The 17079-nt window shown below is 63.3% G+C and carries 23 protein-coding genes; 4 read left to right on the forward strand and 19 right to left on the reverse strand.

Annotated features, from left to right (window positions below; all coding sequences use genetic code 11):
- Window positions 1-361 precede the first annotated feature (361 nt).
- The gene (locus tag AC5Y5E_RS07620) at window positions 362-2668 is read right to left on the reverse strand and encodes a DUF7257 domain-containing protein (RefSeq protein WP_499902368.1); all 2307 of its coding nucleotides are present in this window, start codon (window positions 2666-2668) and stop codon (window positions 362-364) included.
- A 190-nt stretch (window positions 2669-2858) separates the two neighbouring features.
- Here AC5Y5E_RS07620 and AC5Y5E_RS07625 point away from each other — a divergent pair, with 190 nt between their 5' ends.
- Window positions 2859-3233 (forward strand): CDGP domain-containing protein, encoded by a 375-nt coding sequence (locus AC5Y5E_RS07625; protein ID WP_499902369.1) that lies wholly within the window; start codon window positions 2859-2861, stop codon window positions 3231-3233.
- A 358-nt stretch (window positions 3234-3591) separates the two neighbouring features.
- Here AC5Y5E_RS07625 and AC5Y5E_RS07630 read toward each other — a convergent pair whose 3' ends face one another.
- From AC5Y5E_RS07630 to AC5Y5E_RS07645, 4 genes are all read right to left on the reverse strand, one after another.
- Entirely contained in the window at window positions 3592-3864 is a 273-nt protein-coding gene (locus tag AC5Y5E_RS07630) for a hypothetical protein (protein WP_499902370.1), read from the reverse strand.
- A 503-nt stretch (window positions 3865-4367) separates the two neighbouring features.
- Entirely contained in the window at window positions 4368-4523 is a 156-nt protein-coding gene (locus AC5Y5E_RS07635) for a hypothetical protein (RefSeq protein ID WP_499902371.1), read from the reverse strand.
- 117 nt (window positions 4524-4640) lie between these two features.
- Complete coding sequence (locus AC5Y5E_RS07640; protein WP_499902372.1) at window positions 4641-4832, reverse strand: helix-turn-helix transcriptional regulator; 192 nt, start codon at window positions 4830-4832, stop codon at window positions 4641-4643.
- 284 nt (window positions 4833-5116) lie between these two features.
- The gene (locus AC5Y5E_RS07645) at window positions 5117-5266 is read right to left on the reverse strand and encodes a hypothetical protein (RefSeq protein ID WP_499902373.1); all 150 of its coding nucleotides are present in this window, start codon (window positions 5264-5266) and stop codon (window positions 5117-5119) included.
- Window positions 5267-5320: 54 nt separating this feature from the next.
- Between AC5Y5E_RS07645 and AC5Y5E_RS07650 the strand changes: the two genes are divergently transcribed.
- Window positions 5321-5518 carry a helix-turn-helix domain-containing protein gene (locus AC5Y5E_RS07650; protein WP_499902374.1) on the forward strand — a complete coding sequence of 66 codons (198 nt, stop codon included), beginning with the start codon at window positions 5321-5323 and terminating at the stop codon, window positions 5516-5518.
- Here AC5Y5E_RS07650 and AC5Y5E_RS07655 read toward each other — a convergent pair.
- The 4 genes from AC5Y5E_RS07655 to AC5Y5E_RS07670 all read right to left on the reverse strand — a co-directional run bounded on the left by AC5Y5E_RS07655 (window position 5463) and on the right by AC5Y5E_RS07670 (window position 8823).
- Window positions 5463-6641 (reverse strand): tyrosine-type recombinase/integrase, encoded by a 1179-nt coding sequence (locus AC5Y5E_RS07655; protein ID WP_499902375.1) that lies wholly within the window; start codon window positions 6639-6641, stop codon window positions 5463-5465. The two genes, AC5Y5E_RS07650 and AC5Y5E_RS07655, sit on opposite strands and share 56 nt — an antisense overlap.
- 296 nt (window positions 6642-6937) lie before the next feature.
- Complete coding sequence (locus AC5Y5E_RS07660) at window positions 6938-7798, reverse strand: zeta toxin family protein (protein WP_499902376.1); 861 nt, start codon at window positions 7796-7798, stop codon at window positions 6938-6940.
- Between the two features lie 61 nt (window positions 7799-7859).
- Entirely contained in the window at window positions 7860-8312 is a 453-nt protein-coding gene (locus AC5Y5E_RS07665) for a hypothetical protein (protein WP_499902377.1), read from the reverse strand.
- A 169-nt stretch (window positions 8313-8481) separates the two neighbouring features.
- A complete protein-coding gene (locus AC5Y5E_RS07670; RefSeq protein WP_499902378.1) occupies window positions 8482-8823 on the reverse strand; it encodes a hypothetical protein in 342 nt (113 codons plus the stop codon).
- 171 nt (window positions 8824-8994) lie between these two features.
- Between AC5Y5E_RS07670 and AC5Y5E_RS07675 the strand changes: the two genes are divergently transcribed.
- Window positions 8995-9384 carry an Rv1352/Rv1906c domain-containing protein gene (locus tag AC5Y5E_RS07675; RefSeq protein WP_499902379.1) on the forward strand — a complete coding sequence of 130 codons (390 nt, stop codon included), beginning with the start codon at window positions 8995-8997 and terminating at the stop codon, window positions 9382-9384.
- 21 nt (window positions 9385-9405) lie between these two features.
- Here AC5Y5E_RS07675 and AC5Y5E_RS07680 read toward each other — a convergent pair whose 3' ends face one another.
- The 6 genes from AC5Y5E_RS07680 to AC5Y5E_RS07705 form a co-directional block, all read right to left on the reverse strand.
- Window positions 9406-9690: a hypothetical protein gene (locus AC5Y5E_RS07680; protein WP_499902380.1), complete on the reverse strand. Its 285-nt coding sequence runs from the start codon at window positions 9688-9690 to the stop codon at window positions 9406-9408.
- 76 nt (window positions 9691-9766) lie between these two features.
- Window positions 9767-10267: an Rv2253 family sensor-like surface protein gene (locus AC5Y5E_RS07685; RefSeq protein WP_499902381.1), complete on the reverse strand. Its 501-nt coding sequence runs from the start codon at window positions 10265-10267 to the stop codon at window positions 9767-9769.
- 96 nt (window positions 10268-10363) lie between these two features.
- The gene (locus AC5Y5E_RS07690) at window positions 10364-10711 is read right to left on the reverse strand and encodes a DUF732 domain-containing protein (RefSeq protein WP_499902382.1); all 348 of its coding nucleotides are present in this window, start codon (window positions 10709-10711) and stop codon (window positions 10364-10366) included.
- A gap of 108 nt (window positions 10712-10819) precedes the next feature.
- Window positions 10820-11122, reverse strand: coding sequence for a hypothetical protein (locus tag AC5Y5E_RS07695; RefSeq protein ID WP_499902383.1), 303 nt, complete (start codon window positions 11120-11122; stop codon window positions 10820-10822).
- Between the two features lie 138 nt (window positions 11123-11260).
- Entirely contained in the window at window positions 11261-11548 is a 288-nt protein-coding gene (locus AC5Y5E_RS07700; protein WP_499902384.1) for a hypothetical protein, read from the reverse strand.
- A 52-nt stretch (window positions 11549-11600) separates the two neighbouring features.
- On the reverse strand, window positions 11601-12767 hold the full coding sequence (locus tag AC5Y5E_RS07705; RefSeq protein WP_499902385.1) for a glycosyltransferase: 1167 nt from the start codon (window positions 12765-12767) through the stop codon (window positions 11601-11603).
- Window positions 12768-12817: 50 nt separating this feature from the next.
- Between AC5Y5E_RS07705 and AC5Y5E_RS07710 the strand changes: the two genes are divergently transcribed.
- The gene (locus AC5Y5E_RS07710) at window positions 12818-13738 is read left to right on the forward strand and encodes a cation diffusion facilitator family transporter (RefSeq protein WP_499902386.1); all 921 of its coding nucleotides are present in this window, start codon (window positions 12818-12820) and stop codon (window positions 13736-13738) included.
- Here AC5Y5E_RS07710 and AC5Y5E_RS07715 read toward each other — a convergent pair.
- The 4 genes from AC5Y5E_RS07715 to AC5Y5E_RS07730 form a co-directional block, all read right to left on the reverse strand.
- Window positions 13735-14685 carry an alpha/beta fold hydrolase gene (locus AC5Y5E_RS07715; protein WP_499902387.1) on the reverse strand — a complete coding sequence of 317 codons (951 nt, stop codon included), beginning with the start codon at window positions 14683-14685 and terminating at the stop codon, window positions 13735-13737. The two genes, AC5Y5E_RS07710 and AC5Y5E_RS07715, sit on opposite strands and share 4 nt — an antisense overlap.
- An 8-nt stretch (window positions 14686-14693) precedes the next feature.
- Window positions 14694-15341 (reverse strand): hypothetical protein, encoded by a 648-nt coding sequence (locus AC5Y5E_RS07720; protein ID WP_499902388.1) that lies wholly within the window; start codon window positions 15339-15341, stop codon window positions 14694-14696.
- A 124-nt stretch (window positions 15342-15465) separates the two neighbouring features.
- Complete coding sequence (locus AC5Y5E_RS07725) at window positions 15466-15825, reverse strand: DUF732 domain-containing protein (RefSeq protein WP_499902389.1); 360 nt, start codon at window positions 15823-15825, stop codon at window positions 15466-15468.
- A 49-nt stretch (window positions 15826-15874) separates the two neighbouring features.
- Window positions 15875-16792 (reverse strand): cytochrome c oxidase assembly protein, encoded by a 918-nt coding sequence (locus AC5Y5E_RS07730; RefSeq protein ID WP_499902390.1) that lies wholly within the window; start codon window positions 16790-16792, stop codon window positions 15875-15877.
- Window positions 16793-17079: the final 287 nt, after the last annotated feature.

Here is a 17079-nt window from a genome sequence, read left to right on the forward strand (position 1 = left end):
GCGGCCAATGCGGCGACTCATCGTCCTGATAGCGGTTGTGCTAGCCGCGCTCTGGCTCAAGTAGCTTGCGTTGAAGCTCCGCTCCGTCCCGATCGGGATATCTGAAATGTTGTAGCACCCACACCCCGCGCGATTTCTTGTCGCGCATAAGCCGGGAAGCCTTGCGCCTCGCTGTTGTCGGTTCGTGTATCGACAAGCGGGGCTTTTTCATGCCCAAATTACGACGCTATTGGGCTGGCGACTGAGTATCACGATGATGGGGCCGCCGGAGCTGTTCCATTCGCGTCTGGCGGGACTTCTGGCAGCTCAAAGTCCGGTTCTACGTCACTTGCCAGCGTCGGAGGAGTCATCGGCCACTGATTCATACGACTACCTGTCCTAGCTTGGCTCCTGCGAACCACTGCGTTGTCCGCTCGAACGCGGTCTGTGTTCCGTAGCCACCCGAGATCGTCAACCCTGCACCCGACAGGTACACGGGAACTACCTGCGATCCCGCCTGGCAGTAGGTCGGAGGCGAAGTCCAGAACACACCGGTCGGGCCGACCTGCTGGGTCTGGTAGTTGACCGCCGAGATGTTGCCGAAAGTCCCTGGCGTCGCCTGGATCGCGTAGACCGCGTTGACCGAGTTGCCGGGCGGGCCGCCGATCGAGTCGATCACCCCGTCCACGGAGATGGCCACCGCCACCCCACCGTAGATGTTGTACGTCCCGTTGGACGCCAGGAACGGCAGCGCGATCGTGAACTGATACCAGCCCTCGTCCCTGACCGTAATTTGGGATTGCGAAGCGTCCCAAGTGAAGTCGGGCGTCATCCGGTCTACGGTGTCGTAGAAGTTGGCCGGGATGCCAGAGGCGCCCGAAGGGAAGCTGACCCCGGTCGTGTTGATCCGGCACACCTTGAACCCCGACCCAACCTTCTGAGTCGGCGGGTTGTCCGAGAGCTTCCAGTATCCGACGACGCCCGGTGTCGATTCCCCAGATCCGCGCGCGGCGGAATACATCCGTTGCCCGCCGTAGGTGTTTGCGGTGTTGATCTTCCCGAGCGCGTCGTGAAACTCCGCGTCCAACGGAATCCCGTTGGCTTTCAACAGGTAGTAGTCCAACCCGCTGGCGGTCCCGCAGTCGAGGGAGTAGGTGACGCCCCACGCCGGGGTTATCGTCCACGTTTTCAACAGTGTGCCGACCCCAGAGGTGTAGCCCCACAACTCAATTCGGTCGAAATAGAACCGAAGCTCACCGTAGTTTTGAGGGTTGGAGATGGAATCCACCCGGAAGAGCAGTGAGTTGCCGCAGATGTCCGATCCGCCCGAGAGAGGCGACTCCATGAGGGTGCTCAACAAGAACCGAATGCTTTGGTAGGCCGTCGTGGTCTGTTCGTCGTTGCGGATGCCGGTGCAGACGCGGGCGGAGTTGCCCGAGTCGATCCACGTGTATCCCTGCTCCGTGACGCCGACCGATGCCGACGCGCTGCCGCTCAGCGTCCATGGACTACCCCATCCCAGCGTGATTGGTTCGGGGGCTGGGCCGCCGACAACAGCGGCAGGGGGTCTCGGCTGTAGCCGGGCCAACAGGTCCGCGATCTGCTGTTGGGCGCTGCCGACGGTTCCGGTGAGCTGCCCCAGCGCGTTTTGGATGTCGGTCGAGGCCACCTGGACGCCGCTGTTAACGGCCCCCGTGATGCCCTGCTGGGCCGAGCTCAAGAGTCCGGAAAACGCAGTCTGCACCTGTGAGCCAACAGCCCCCAGCTCGGCCGACGTACCGGCCACCGCGCTTTCTATAGCGGTCCCAATGTCGATGGCATTCGACTTCGCCGTATCAACGACCACGCCCAACTGCGTAGCCCCCGCAACGATGTCGTTCTCGACGGTGGCCCCGGCCTGTTCGATCGCGCTTGTGAGGGCGGTGTGCGCCGTCTGCCCGGCCTGCATCACATCAGCCACGCCGCCATCGGGCGCCGGGGCGATGATGGTGGCGGCATGGACTATGTGCTCGACGATCTGCGGCAGCGACAGAATCGCCCCATCGGCCTGCTTGACCAGATGGGTCAGGCCGTCCTCGACGAAATTAATGCCCCCTTCGGCGTCCCGGGTGAGCCCGCTGCCGACTGCACTCAAGCCGCCCTCTGCGTCACGGACCAGGGCGGGGATCGAGCCGGGTATCTGCTGTATCAGGGCGAGCGGATCGGGCAGATGTAGCGCGTTCAGCACGGTTTTCCAGCCATTGACGATTTCCATGACAACGCCGTCTATCGTGGCGCTCAAATCGGATGCCCACGCCTGGATATCGGAAATCCCACCACCCACAACACCCGTCAGGGCGTGGGTTAGTTCGCCGAGTGCCGGCACCTGGGAGATTGCGCCCAAGGCCTCTTCGACCGTACTAAAGCCGGGGATCAGGTCGAATAGTTTTACCGCTACCGCTTCGATGATGGCTAAAGCGAGAGACACGCCATTTCGCAGGCCATCGAAGACAAGGGCAAGGATCTGGCCTAAAACTTCATTGGCCTCGATCTCGGCCTGCTTGAGGACGATGACAGCCTCTTGGGTGAGGCTCGACAGCTGGGAAATGCCGGAAGTTATCTCCCCGCCAACCCCGGAAATGCCGCTTACGACGGCGTCCCATCCCGAGGTGACAAGGGAATCAATCCCGGCTTCAATCGGGTGGCTCACGCACTACCTTCTAAATTGGTGATCAATGCCCCAAAGTCCACTGGTGATCCGCGACGAATCACTTTGCTGGGCGGGTTCTCATGCTTGGGCACTGCAACATTCGCCACATTCGCAACATCCCTCGCATCTTCCAGTGAATATTCGGCCGAAGCCGTTGCCGCAGCAGCGATGACGGAGCAGACTTAACGCCATGAGCATCCGTTTGCCTTTAGCGACGACGGCAGCTGGCGCGCTGATGATCGTCAACGTCGGTGGCTTTGCCAGCCCGGCCTCCGCCATCCCGAATTCACCCAACTGCCAGAGCCAGCCGTGGGGATTCCTGGGAACGCAGACAAGACAAATATGCGACGGGCCGATTCGGCCTGACGGTTCGTGGATGCGGACGCGGATCATCGGGGTTCCGGCCCACTACGAGAATCCAAGTAGCAGTTGCTACAGCGGTAGCTACAGCTCGCACTGCACCTACTACCCGGGTGGGTACATTCCGGACTACTACGCGGACAACGAGACGTACCCGGTTGGACCCGATACGGTGCTCCCGGATGAGCCGGGGCATCTGGGCTAATTGCAATTTGGTCTGACTGGACCAAACGGTTTGGTCTGACTGGACCAAATCGCAACGCGCTGACCTGCGGTTTCCATTTTGGCCCTTATAGAATCTCTTGGATAGACTTAACTCGCACTTGATCAAGTAAGGTCATTGAGGGTATGCGCTTCCGAAGTTGGCTTGCGATTGGTCGGGTGGGGTAATCAATCGCTGACATACCCATAATGGTGTCCATTCTCAATGCTGAGCCAGTTTCCCGGTTTGGTCAGTATGGTTCCACCGGACAAACTATATTCATGGCTTAGATTTGATCTGAAGGCTTCTATCGGCATTTACCGAAGAGAAGCGCTTCGCGCGGCAGGGAGGAGAGGATTGGTCACAATGCAAATTCAAGGATCATAAACAAGTGGTCGCGCAGCTCTTCGCGTTCCACCACCGTAACGTCCGCTATCTCGCTAGCCACCATATCGACAACTTGCAAATGGCGACCCCGCCACTCCCTAGCGATCTGAGCACGATGACATTCCCGAGAATGCGGATCGTCGTCTAGGTGAGCAAGGATTAACCGAATGACCAATAGCGCTTGATGATCGGTGAGTTCGACGCCGGCCTGATCTTGTAGGTATTGCTTAGTTGCGCAGGTCAGCACAATCAACCTCCATGAATTGACTACTGTCAATTGTACTGGTAAGTGCCGCTGATTTTCTGCGTCGAGTCGCGTTCCGCTGCGCGTTATCCTTGCGGTTCTTACGTTTCTGTTCGTGGAATTCGCAATGACTTTCCGCGTTACCTAAGCCGCCGCATATCAGGTGGGGAGGAACCACCAAACATTGAGCACACGACTCCATGCTCAACCAGTCCAGCCGTACGGCCTCTTTGATCGCGTTGCTGATGTTGCTCGGATCTGATCGGCCTAGGACCTTGCCGATCTCTCCCGGCTCAAACTGCGCATGCCCGTTAGCTTCGTGTCGTGCGTAGGCCAGGAATGCCACCCTCTGCCATAGAGGCGCGTTCCAGCGGTCATCGACGGCCCGTAGTGCCCAGCCGTGTTGAAAATGCCTCGCCCAACTGTTGGGTTTCATCGACACTCCGCAAGCTCACTCGGCGCGACTCAAAGCCGCGCAGAATCCTTGACGATTACAGTGCCGTACATCAGCTGTATTCCATCAACGGGTCATTTTCGACGGTTCCAAGTTCTTTTACCAAAAGTGCGCGGACAACTCCCTGACGCGTCATTGCTTCGCCCGTTGCGCGCTGACGCAGGCGGGCATCAAGCCATGCCGGCAGGGTTACAAAGATGGCTTCCATTACCGCTCCACTAAGGCAAAATTCGCAGATAGCGAACTCGAAGAATAGGAATAGAGCTATTAATATCTATGTCCTAATATGAGTATACAGGAGGGTTATCGAATTGGGTTTGATGTTTCATCCGCCCACGGAGCTACTGGCTTTTTGATCATCGGCCCACCACTCGAGGTCTTCAAGGTCGTAGAAGACCCGCGCGCTGCCCAATGTGTAGCTCTTTGGGCCAATGCCCTGGTGGCGCCACCATCTGAGTGTTGCTTGCGGGAGGTTTAGGAATTCCGCAGCCTGTACCGTGGTCAAACGCCTACTCATGCGCCCTCGCTTGCTCGTTGATGGCCATGGGCAGCCATCGTCCACAAACAAGTATCCGGGGTTTTGCCGCTTAGTTCTCGTCAGCGGCTTAGCGGTTGGAGTAGCGATTACGTAAAGGCACTCGTCCACGGGCAATGAACCAGCTCTATGCGCCAGATTCAGGCTTAGATTCGCGTATCACGGCGGCGTTCATGGCGGCGTCGATTGCGCACGCATTTAGCCAAAGCTTCCTGACGAGAAGCCACTGCTCGCGGGTGATCTTGGCCTTCTTTACAGTGCCGTCCTTACTCTCCTCCACGACCAACCACCTCCCCATCCATGTCGCTCGGATCTTCACGAAAGATCGCGCTGAGTCGCGCTATCTTGCTTGGCGACCACTCCGAAAACGGCGGCAGCTCGGATAAGGCTTGCTGCACCCACTCTTCGTCGGTCATGCCCAACCCCCAGTCTGTGAAATAGAAGCGGCAAATCTCCGGACAATAAGGTTCATGACGACACGCGACGCGCCACAACTGCCCAGACACCCAACCATTCAACAGAGCGCCGAGTGGCTTGGGGTCAACCCGAGGACCATCCGCCGCTACATCAGCCAGGGAAGGGTCCGGGCATACAGGGTAGGCCCGCGTCTAATCAGGGTGGAGCGGGAGTCTCTGCTGAAGCTGGCGCGGCCGGTCGGGACCTGGTAGCGGCAAGCTTTGATAACGCTTCCGCAATCGCCTTGTCCCGGCCCTGGGCGGCGTGTTGATACCGCATCGCTGCCTGGGGGGTGGAGTGGCCCAACCGCGCCATCAGCTCGGCCAGGGTCGCCCCCGTCTGTGCGGCCATCACAGATCCGCTGTGCCTCAGGTCGTGCCAGCGGCCCGGCCACTTGGCCTTCGCCCGAGCCTTGTAGAAGTGCCGATACAGGGTGGAGGGTTGTAGGTGGCCGCCCTTCTTCGCCGGGAACAGCAACGCATTCTGTTCTGGCGCAACGTGCTTGGCAAGGTGGTCTGTGATGGCGGGGATGATATGCGGCGGAATTGCCACGTCCCGCTTGCCTGCCTCGCTCTTCGGATCGCCCACCTTCCAACCTTTATCGACGCGTACCGCCGCGCGCCGCACATGGACCACTCCGTCTTCCAGGTCACAATCGCGGCGCTGAAGCTCGACCAGCTCACCGAATCTCAATGCGAGCCAGGAGGCGAGTAGCACCATCAGTTGCAAGTTCTCGGGCATTTCCTGGGCCATCGTCTCGATCTGGTCCAGAGTCGCCGGCTTCGGCTTGATAGTTCTTGTCGCGCTCCCCGCTCCCCTGATGACGCACGGGTTGCTGTCGATGATTCGGTCTCTTGTCCTGGCGGTTTCCATGATCGTCTTTAGCAGGCTGTAGCAGTGCGCCCGCATCGTCGGATGGTCGACAAGCGTCTTGGCATACCACCTGTCCACGGAGCCCATGCCAATCCCACGAAGGGCTTTGTTACCGAAAGTCGGATAGATATGGTCGGCAAGGATCGCTTCATAGTGCGCCCTGGTCCTGGGCTTAAGCGGGCGCCCCTTGACGGTTCGCGTTTCCAACCACTTTTCCGCGTACTGACGGAACTTGATCTCCGCCTTGCGCTTCGCCGCCTTCTGCTCCTTGGTGGCGGGGGGAGACCACAAGTCTCTGTCGATCTCCCTGCGCCGGTCGGCAAGCCATGCTTCGGCATCCTCGCGGGCATCGAACGTTTCGGGGGCCTTGTGGAGTTGATCGTCTGGCCCGATGTAGGAGGCCTGATACCTGCCCGATGGCTGGCACTGACGAATCCGGCCAAACCCGCGCCTGCGTCTCACCCATGCAATATACATGCAATATGTGTGTCTTGGTGTGCCCTCTTGTGGCGCTTGCTGTCCGATGATACTGTTTAATGTATGGGCTGTTAAACAGCATATTTATGCAGTTCAGGACGTTACTCGGAGAGCATCACTGATACAAGTTCAATCCCAGTATCGCGCACCAGAGTTTTTGCATTTCAAACCTGGTATCTAGTGGAGCTACATACGAGTCACGTGCCAACTACGTGCCAATAAGGGACTGCGATCCGGAGGACGCAGCACGGGCACTCAACATCGCCGCGATGGGGTCTAGATCAGGTCAATTTGTGTGCACACGATGGTCCGGCGCCGGCCAGAATCGCTTTGTGGTTCTTGAGGATTGACCCGCAGACAATGCATATGGCTCCGAGCGGAGCGCCAGTCCAGGGCTCTACGTTGCCACCGGCTGTGATACCAGCCCGATACTCTGTTCCGTTCGCGGCTCGACTGACGATCAAAACGTTTGCCTCGATTCCAGCATCGTTTGCGTTGTCGTAGAGCTTTCGAGCATTTGCCGCGCATGTGGAGGCCGTGTGCGCACCTCTGTAGAAACCGTCGACCGCAGATTCCGAGAGAAAGCGACCTCCTAGTTCAATGCCGAATTCGGTGCGTTTCGTCTGCCGCGCGGCCCACCAACGGTCTTTGGATTGCTCGACGGCGACGCTGCGGGAAACCTCGACGTCCAGGATGGTGAGTTGTTCGTAATCATTGACGGCCAGTTCATCGACATGGCTAGCGGTGAGCGGGTCCCAGGACAGAGTTCCCTCCATCACGAAGTTTTCGCCGATTCGCATTGACATGTCGCGAACAATGTCAGCGGCGTCAGTGGACGCTCTGTGTACCCAACCTGACAGCTCGGCGGGACTCACCGAATTGCCGTCTGCCAGAACGTGTTGATGACGTATATCGAGGAGGCCTCTCGTTTCCAGCTGCGCCAGAAGAATGTCTTTGATCTTGTCGGGGTCGATACGTCGGTAGCCAGCGGCAATGGCGCCTAGCGCAAAGGACTTTCCCGCTCCCGGCACACCTGCCGTGATTATCGCCGCGCGACCGCCGATGAGCGCATCGGGGCTTAGCGCTCGATAGTCGTACGCGACTTGGTCGACGAGTCGATCGTCGTCCAAATAGTCCCGCACAGCGCTAGGCGCAGCAGCAAGCGACCCTCCGATATGGAGGGCCGTGAGCTGGGAGTGGACCTTATTCCGAAGGCGGCGGTTTGACAGCGGCGCTGACATTCTCGTATTCCTCGTCGCTGAGTAGTCCGAGTCGATGAGCAGTTCTGACCTGAGTCCACGTTCCGGGCACAGAACCCTCGTGAGGGTACGGTGCGAACTCGGTGAAGGTGTAGTCGATCTTGCGAAGCTGTTCGACTAACTCTTCGCGAGATATCTGCTTGAGCGTGGCACGCAGAATGATTTCCTCAGGGGTTTCCGCAGCGCCGAGCGAACGCGCCCCGTGTAGCAGGCGTCCCACACGCGGCTGCGTCGTGCCAAGAATGTCGGCAATTTCTCGCTGCGTCATGCCTGCTTGCTTGAGCTGAGCGGCATTGCGCATTTCTTCAAAACGGTACAGGCGTTCCTGGGCCTGGCGAGTCCTCGCCTGCTGGGCGATATCTTCGACGGTACTTTCAGTACGTTCGGCGGTTGTCATTCTCCGCTCCTCTCCCTGATACGCAGCGTATCATCCTTTGATACGTCGTGTATCCGCTCGCTCATCTTGCGGACAGTACAGGGGTGGGCCATGCGCGACACCACAGTTAGGACGCCGTTGCGGTATTCGTCGCTCGCCTCCGGATCGGGACTAGCCGCCCGGGAGTACCTCAGGGTGCCTTGGTGAGCCGGAAGCTCAAGTTATATGACTGGGCCGCGTGCTCACAGACAGGCTGCGTTTGAATGACTTGGACCGTGCCCACAAGCGTGTTCGGATCCCACGTGTAGTGCACGTTCGCCGCGTTGCCTTCGGTAACACCGCCCCTACACACAATGTCCTGGGTGCTGTCGAGTGCCCATTGACCATCCACTAACATCGCCCGGCCGTTGATGCCGGACGCCGGGCTCGACATGTCGGCGCATCCGTCACCGCACGGAGTGAAGTACCAATTTTCGGTAAAAGCGCGGCCGCCCGCGGGATCGGTGGTGGTCTTGATGTAGTGGCCGCTCATCACGGGGGCAGCGGACGCGGGAGCGGCCGCCCCGACAGCTACGGCGGCGAAGGTGGCCGCGGTGGCAAAACTTCGGGCGGCGGGTAGATCAGCCCTCGACACGCGTTTAGCTTGACACCACCACCAGCGCCTGCACTGGAGGTCCGAGCATCCGATGCTTACCCTCCTTCAATGCACGGCAAGCACATCGCGATCGCGGGCGCGGCGATAGTTCTCGCGGGTTGCGGCGGGTCGGGCAAGACGGCAACGACGGTGACGTCCGCGGTCGAAATCACGAAAACCGTCACCGTGACCGCTCCACCGCCACCGTTCGCCCCCAGGACCGTCATCGAAACCGACGGCACCTATCGGGTCGGCATCGACATCGTGGCGGGCACCTATCGCTCCGGCGGTCCCAGCCCCGAGGGAGGATCCGACTGCTATTGGGCGCGGCTGAGCAGTCTCAATGCAACCCACATCATCGATAGCGACATCGGCACCGGTCCTCAGGTGGTGATGATCGCGCCGACCGACAAGGCATTCCTGACGAGGAGCTGCCAAACCTGGCACAAGACAGACTGATTGGCTCTCAGCGCGTCGCGACTACGGATTCTCCTCGATTACGCACTGCACAATCGTGGCGGCGGTCTGCTGGTCGAATCCCATCTGCGCAACCTTCTGGGCTTCCGCGTCGGGGGAAACGCCAGATTTGAGGTCCTGCTCAATAACTCCGGCGCGCTGGAAGTTTTGTGGGTCCGGTTCACTCAGCGGGAGTTGCTTGATGCCCGCGACGCAACGATTGAATCCGCTGATGTCGGCGTGGGCGGGCGACGCCCCGAGCAGCGCAATAGCCGTGCCGGCCGCCGCAGCGAAATAGGTGAAACGCATGGTCGCATAGTATCGCCGAGCATGCCGGACGCAAAGGACTAAACGAATTGAATTGCAGCGCAATAGCTTAGGCAATTCACACCCGTTCGGCCTTCATGTCCATGTCGATGGTGCCCTGGCACGCGCCGCTGAGGATCTCGGTGTGCATGACGCCGGAAAGCGACCCGTCGGATTGGGGCGTGTAGCGCACGGTGGAGTGGGCCGGATTCCATTGAATGCTGGTGTCGGGCATCATGCAGTCCCACTGGAAATCGCTGACTTGCGTCCAGGACGACCCGTCCCAGGTGAATTGGACCGGTTGCGGAACCGTCGGGTTGCTCGGCGGCGGGCCGCTGACGATCGTGGCGACGCACTTTCCGCCGGTGCAGCTCGAGCGGAACCCGTAGGTGTCGGTGTGCTGCACCTCGGGGTCCCCGACGGCCATGCTGGTGCCGGCCTTCGGACCGACCATGAACGTGATCGCGTACGTGCCGTTCCAGGACGCGGCATCGCCGGACGCGGGCGGCGCAAGCGGCATGGCAATGACAAGCGGCGCGGCGCACAACCCCACGAAGCAGCGGCGACCGTTTGGGGCCATTGGCTTCTCCTCTCAGTCCGCGACAACTGCGGAACTAGAGCGAAGTGCGTATACCCCTTCTATACCCTTATTCCACGCCGGAAAAGGGACGGGGTATCAGCAATGAGCGGCCCAGCACTGCTGCAGCGGGCAATAGGTTGCGTGCGCGATTCTCACCATTGAGCCGATCTCCCCGAGCGTGACGTTCCTCGGGTCCAAGGTGGAGTGAATGTTTTGCGCGATCTGGTCGTAGGTCCAGCCCCACCCGAGATCGTCGCAGATGAGCCGCCCCATCGCGGTGAGGGCCTCGGCGTGGTCGGGCGGCCAGCTGAAGCCGGCCCCGCGCAGTTGGGCGAGGTACGCGTCGTCGGCGGGATCGGCGTTCGCGATCGCAGCGCCGGAAATCAAGGCGGCGCCGGTCATGACTGGAATGGCCAGCATCGCCAGCCAGCGAGGTGCGGACATTTGCTGCGCTCTCTTTCTCCTCGGCGTTGAGGGGGCCGTAGAAGAATAGAGACAGCCGGCAAAAAGCAGATTATGCCCAGCTGAATAGTCGGCTTTTCGGGCGATTATCTACGCGGCGTGGGGGTGATGCGGCAGCGCTTGCGTCGGAGCCTCGTTCGCGTCGTATTGGCCGAACCACTCCAAACGAAGCTGAGTCACTGGAGTCGCGGGCGCGTCGTGCCGCTCGAAGCGGCGCTCGATTTTCCGGTAGATCCACGCGACCGCGGTCAGCATCGCGACCGCGGCAACCAGGACGGCAACGGCGTCGCCGAAGGCGATCAGGAGGATGACGCCGCCGAAGACCCAGAACGCGGCGGCCTCCAGGTCGCGGTTGCCGTGGTGTCCATTGATCGCGCTCGTAATGTGCCGCATGTCCGCCTCGCTCCGATTCGGGTCGCCGTCTGATGAGACAACCGCCCCGTGCAACACCGGAGCGACGGCAAGGCTGCCCGAATCCGCGGCAATCGTGACCGACGTCACGAGGCGGGGCCACTCAGATGAAAACGACGCCTATTCGTCGCCCTCGTCTTCGTGGTCTTCTTCGCCGAGATCGTCGTCGTCTTCGTAGTCCTCGTCGTCTTCGTCGTCGAACACGTCGAGTTCAAGGTCGAGGGGGTCGTCGCCGTACGGGTCGACCACGTACTGCTGCCAGTAGCCCGGGGCGAAATAGATCTTGTCGGCGTGGTCGGCGTCGTCGCCGACCTCGACCATCAGGATTCCGTCTTTGATGTCGTAACCGAATGCGTTGGGGTATTGGACACCGCCGTCGGCGGTTCGAATGTGAACGTCATATGCCACGAGCCGAAGCTTACGGAGTCGACGGCTGTGGTGGCGGGTCAGGCGGCGGGTGCTACCCGCAACTCGAGGCGGCGTCTTCCAGCAGACCGGCGGCGCGGGCGACGCTTTCGGCCGACGTGGCCATCCGGGCGGCGACGTCCCGGGCGCGCAGGGCGTAGTCCGGGGCGAGAATAGACCGCAGGTCGGCAACCAGCGTTTCCCGGTTCGTCATCGAAAGCTGACGCGCGACACCGACTTTCAGCCGTTCGATGCCGGCCGCCCACAGCGGCTGATCGAGCCAGAGCCACAGGACCACCGCCGGGATGCCGGCCCGCAGCCCCGCGGCCGTCACACCGGCGCCGCCATGGTGCACGACGGCGCGGCACGCCGGCAGCACGACGGCATGGTTCACCGCGTCCACGATCTTGACGTGATCGGAGCGCGGCAAATCGGCAAAGTCGTTGGGACCACTGCAAATCAGCGCCCGCTCCCCCAGCCGCGCGCAGGCCGTATCGATCATGGCGACCAGCTCCGCCGGGGCCGAGACCGGCGTGCTGCCCAGGCCGAAGCAGATCGGCGGCGTCCCGGCGGCGATCCACTCCAACGCCTCGTCGTCGGCCGGAGCCGGCAACTCGAGCGTCAGCGCGCCGACGAAGGGCCGCCGGCCGTCCGGCTCGACCCAGTCGGCGGCCGGACCGGGCAAGCAGAGCTCGTCGTAGGCCTGGATCTCCAGCGACGTCGGTGCGGTCCCTTCCGGCAACCCGACCTCCCGGCGCTGGGCCGCCGCGATGTCCTTGACCATGTTCGAATACAGCACCCCGGTGGAGAACACCCGCGTCGGGAAGAGATGCAGCGCGGCCAGCGGAATGCCGCGATGCTCCGCGACGGTGGCGGCCAGCTCCTGCTCGTTGAAGCCGGCCACCAGCAGGTCGGCGTCCTTCGCGAGCGACGTCAGCGTGGCGGTCTTGTCCGCCCAGACCCGGGTGAGTTGGTCCATGACCTCGGGCAACGCGGCGAACGGGTTGTCGACGCGGCGCACGAAATTCGCGGCCGAGTCCATCCGCTCCCGCGTATCCGGTCCGTAGGCGACCGCGGTCAGCCCCGCCGACGCGACGAAGCCGACCTTGTCGGGCGGCACCGCCATGCGAACGTCGTGGCCCCGGCGCAGCATTTCGCGCGCCGCCGCCACGCAGGGCTCGACATCGCCCCGGCTTCCGTAGCCCACCACCACGACCTTCACGGACGGAACCTAACCCACGCCGTAGGCGGCAAGCTCGTAGCCTTGGCGGTATGCACGTGATCAACGGAGTCCGCGACCCGGCGGCGAGCTTCCCTCTGGAGATCCTGGCCGACGACGCGGGCGAGCGCCGCCAGGCCAACCGCGCCGTCGCCGTCAGCGCGGTCGGATTGGCGCTGACCGGCCTTGTCGAACTGGCCATCGCGCTGGTGTCCGGGTCGGTGGCGTTGCTCGGCGACGCGCTGCACAACCTGTCGGATGTTTCGACCAGCGCGCTGGTGTTCGTCGGTTTCCGGGCGTCCCGCAAGCTGCCCACCGAGCGCTATCCCTACGGCTATGAGCGCGCCGAGGACCTCGCCGGAATCGGTGTGGCCCTGGTGATTTGGGGCAGCGCCGCGGTCGCCGGGTTCGAAAGCGTCACGAAGCTGCTCCGCCACGGCGGGACCGGACACCTGGGCTGGGGCATCGCCGCCGCGGCGGTGGGCATCGCGGGCAATCAGCTGGTGGCCCGCTACAAGCTGGTGGTGGGCCGGCGGATCCGCTCGGCGACCATGGTGGCCGACGCCAAGCATTCCTGGCTCGACGCGTTGTCCTCGGCGGGCGCGATGCTGGGGCTGATCGGAGTGGCGCTGGGCTGGGGCTGGGCGGACGCGGTCGCCGGGATCGTCGTCACGGCGTTCATCTGCCACGTCGGCTGGGAGGTGACCGCCGACATCGCGCACCGGCTGCTCGACGGCGTCGACCCGGAAATCATCACGACGGCCGAGACCGCAGCCGCCGCGGTTCCGGGCGTCATGCACGCCCACGCCCGGGCCCGCTGGACCGGGCGCACCCTGCGGGTCGAGGTGGAAGGCTTCCTGGACCCGAAAACCCCACTGGCGGAAGCCGATCGGATCGGTCGCAGCGTGGCCGCGGCGCTGATGCCGCAGATCCCCGAGATGCACAGCTTCAGCTGGACCGCGCGGGCCGCCTAAACGCGTTGCGCCGGAAACGATTCGACGACCTTGATCAGTTCGTCGGGCGCTTCCCAGTTCAGCAGGTGTCCCGCGCCGGGCACGGTGACGAGCCGCGCGCCGGGAATGCCCTCGGCGAGCCGGCGCGAATGACTCGTCGGCGTCGTGCGATCCGCGGAGCCGACCATCACGGCGGTCGGTACTGCGATCTCGCCCAGCCGTGGGTAGCGATCCTCCTGTGAGAAGGCCCGCACGATCGGCAGCAGCGGCCCGTGTTCGTCCAGGTGTTGGTTGAAGAAGTCGATGAACACCGAGATCATCGCCGGTGACGGGCGCGCGCCGCACTGCGCGGCACCGAACAGCGTCCCAATGGTCTCGTTGCGCATCAGCCGTTGCAGGATGCCGTATTGCAGCAGCGGGATCTGCAGCCGCTTCTGCGGCGCCCCGTCCAGGATGCGGCCCGCCCAGGTGGCGAACAGCACCAGCCCGCGCAGCCGCGGCGCCACGTCGGCGTGGTCGAGCACGGCGCGGATGGTGACGAATCCGCCCATCGAGTGCCCGACGAGCACGCCGTCGCGAACGTCGAAGTGCTGCAGGACCGCGGCGAGGTCGGCCGCCATGGGCTCCGACCCGATGCCGTCGGAGCCGAGCGTGGAGCGCCCGTGGCCGCGTTGGTCGAACGCGATGACGCGAAATCCTCTGGCCTGCAGCTCATCCCACACGAAATTCCATTCGAGGACCCGCGCGGTGTAGCCGTGGACGAGGATCACCGGCGGCCCCTGCCCCGCGACGAGCGCGTGCAGCACCGTCCCGTCGGGTCGGGCGATCCGGACGGGCTCGCCATCCTGCTCGGCGAGAAGCCGTTCGCGCGGGTACGGATCCGGGTTGCGCGCTATCCGCGCGGCCATCGCCCGCGCGGCGCCCCAACCCAGCAACCCGGCCGCGCCCAGCGCGGTCCCGGCGCGCAAACCGGTCCTCACGACGGCCGGGCGGCGCAGCAGTCGGGCATTCCGCTCTTGATCGCGGCATCCTGCTTCTTGGCGAGATCGAGAACGAAGTCCGATTGCAGCGGATCGTTGGGCCCGCTCTCGAACTCGAGGACCGCAAAGACTTTGCCCTCGGTGAACATCACGATCGCCTTCGACTTGGCGCCGTCCGGCGACGGCCCCACGGCGATCTGGCCGCCCGTTCCCACGTCGGCCGGCGCCGGCGCCGCCTTCACGCTCAGCTCCTGGATGCCCTTACCGCTCTGGTCGAGCGCCTGCGACGCGGCGGCGGCATCGGGATAGATGTAGATCGTGTCGTCGACCTTGCGGGTGCCGGCCTGGTTCATGAACACGCCCTCGGTTCCCCCCGGGTTGGGAACGGGCAAGGTCTGAGACAGGGTGAAGGTGTCGCCCGGCACGACGATGTCGGTCGGCTTGATCAGCATGTTGCTGTAGTCGGAGGGCTGGACGGTCGGGCTGCTCGATGTCGCCGCGGTCGAGGTCGACGTCGCGGACGACATGGTGGACGACGCGGATGACGACGGGCCGGACGACTTGTTGCCGCCACATCCTGTCGCCGCGGCGCCAACCACCAACGCGCTCGCGGCCAGGCCGGCCGCCACCACCGATACCTTCATTCCCATTGGCTCCTTACGGTGCTGCCGATCTTTCGCGCAACATAGCCGATGCCAAGCGGGTTCGCGCAGTGGAACGTCCAAGAACCCGGCAATCGGTGCGAGACTCCGGGCGGTTTAGCCGGGGTTAGTCGCCGACCGCGCCCTCGGGCTTGGGGCCCCGGCCCTCGCCGGTGATGTACTTGGGGCAGTAGGCGCCGAGCGCGATCACCGTGAATTTGGCCGCGCCGTTGCCGGTAAACCCGTTGCGCTGCTGAAGGTTTCCGATGATCTCGTCCTCGGTCGACCCGGTGTCCTCCAGCTGGCACAGCGTCTTGGCGGCCGAAATCGCGGCGTTCGGGTCCTGGTAGGTGATGCCGGCGAACTTGAGCGCGGACAGGAAGTCGGCGTCGGTGGCGGGATCGGTGGCGGCGTCGGGGTCGGCGTACGCCGGCGCGGCCAGGCCGAGCACGGCGACCACGGTTGCCATCCCCCACAGCAGTCTCATGACGCCGCCATCGTGCCAGACCCGCGCCCTTCCCGCATCCCCGGCCGACCTAGCGGTGCCGGAATCGCTCGCGCAGTTGGGGATCGTTTTCCCACCACAATCCCGACGGCGCGGCGCTCTCGGTTTCGGTCGCGTCCAACTCGGCGTCGACGGCGGCCGCGTGCGTCTTCTCGTCCCGGGACAGCGCGCGCATCAGCAGCAGCACGAACGGCCACCCGACCAGGTCCCCGAGAATCCACAGAACACCGGCGCCGATCGTCTGGTCGAGCCGCTGATCGGGCCCCCACGATCGGTGCAATTCCGCGTAGTACGCCGCGCCGATCAACGAGCCCTGCCAGATGACCAACCCCAGCACCCCGTCACCCAGGGCTTCGACGACCGTGATCAGCAACGAGATGGCCTGCGAATACCTGCGGGGAACGGGATCCGCTTGCAGTCGGGCGTAGAAATAGCCAAAACCGATCGCCACCAACAGGATTCGCGTGGGTGCGCCGACCCACTCGTTCTGCAGGGACGCGGTGTACCAGGGCGTCAGGTAGAGCAGCCAGGGTGTGCCCAGCATCGCCAGCGATGTGGTCAGCGGGTGCGCGAGCACCCGCGCGAGCCGCGTCGCCAGTAGCCCGTCGATGCGGTCGCGCCCGGCCGCAGCGAGCGCGTCACGCAGCACGGTGACCGGCTTGGCCTGCGCGATGAAGAAGGGCACGACGTACAGCAACAGCAGCACTTGCAGCGCCCGCATCCAGAACAGGGCGTAGGCGTACGCGCCGATCGCGCTCATCGTCGCCAGCGCCCACAGCGCCGCGCCGGCCGCGAAGCAACCGGCCTGCGCCGGTCGGACCGATCGCCCGCGCCGGTAACACCAGGCGTACGCGGCGCCCACCAGCACGATCACCGCCGCCGAGGCAAGGTCCACATGCCAGGTCTGGGCCAGGGCGGACCACGTCAGCGGTCCAGGATCGACGCGCATGGCCTCTTAGCCTATTGCCGCCCGCCCGCCTGGCGGCGCCCCGCCCGTCGCGAACGCCGTCTTGCTCGGGCTGCGGGCAGTTTTCCCGGCGTTCCCCAGCACCTCGGAGGCGTACGATCAACACACTGGGGCCATCCGGACCCAGTCATCAAAGGGTTAGTAATGCCGGCATTTCCGAAGAAGCGGGCAGTCAAGCGGGCCAAGGCAAGCGCGCATGGTCGACTGTCAACCCGCCTTGCATCCGGAACCGTTGATATACAACACCTTTGACGAGGCTTTGCACCCCT

The organism is Mycobacterium sp. NGS54, from assembly GCF_059812465.1.